This is a genomic window from Haloferax profundi, from assembly GCF_001469865.1.
In the GTDB taxonomy this organism is placed as follows: domain Archaea; phylum Halobacteriota; class Halobacteria; order Halobacteriales; family Haloferacaceae; genus Haloferax; species Haloferax profundi.
On sequence record NZ_LOPV01000243.1, the window covers coordinates 1 to 1,061 of the forward strand.

General features: G+C 54.8%; 1 protein-coding gene. It reads right to left on the reverse strand.

The features are described 5' to 3' along the window. Positions 1–525: 525 nt before the first annotated feature. The coding region (locus AUR66_RS21970) for a phage NrS-1 polymerase family protein (protein WP_449271634.1) at positions 526–1,061 on the reverse strand (536 nt) is incomplete at its 5' end.

Consider the following 1,061-nt stretch of genomic DNA (forward strand, 5'->3'; position numbering starts at 1 on the left):
GGTTAAGATTGCCGATTGTAGAGTTGCCGCACCGGCTTCACACTGAACACGTCGGTCGACTCAACAGGAACGCTGTGACTACGGTCGGTCGCGTGCGAATCAGTCTGCGAAAGTCGGTTGATTAATTCACTGCGTACAGATTCCCGGCTGACTGTCGTCTCGTGCCACCCGAGACGCTCGTCGTAATGACGTTTGTAGAACGCCTCTGCAAGGGGATCTACTGCGATGAACTGCGTCCGTTTTGTTCCCCACACGTTCGATGAGACGTACTCTGCACCGACGTCCTCGTGAGTAAGTTCGACGAGGACGCATTCGACGAACGTGACAATCGAAGTGTGGTGGCGGTTATTCGGGACAGTCAGTTGGAGGTTTGACCACGGAGAGTTGGGTTGATTCGAATCGTTCAGTGGCCTCTCGTTGCTACCAGTGTGTTGCTGTTGCTCAGAATGCATACGTTGTCTCCAGGGCACACCGATTGCCCCGTCGCCCCTGACGGGGCTACAAAACGGAGACAGCTATCAGATACTACTCGGAGTTTCCGCTGAACAAGCGTCTCGTTCGGCTGAGTAGCGACTTGTTGTCTGAGTTGTCTTCGCTGCCACTGGTTTGGTGACCTTGTTCACGACTATCCTCGCTATTCTGTCCCGATAGCTCTGCACTGAGGACCTCAATCTGGCTTTCGAGTGCTGCGATACGCTCGTCTTTCTGTTCAATCGTCGCCTCGAGTTCGCTGACACGGGTAGACAACAATTGGTTCTTCTCGACAAGATAGGCGTTGCGACGGTCCGGTTCGTCAATATCCACGTCGGCGCTCTCAGGCTCTGTTTCGAGCTTCGATTGCGTCGATTCGTTTCTTGGACTGGGGTCGTAGTACTCCGACGTCGCCTCGATCGCCCGCTCGATGGTTTTTCCACCGTACGTCGACCCATCGGCGTAATGCACTTCGTCCCACTTCGCTCGAAGGAGTCCCGATTGTCGGAACATCGTGTCCATCTGTTTTGTGTCTCCGCCAGTCCAGAAAGCCAGCAGACAACACAGCGCCATGTCCGCCTCCGAATTGC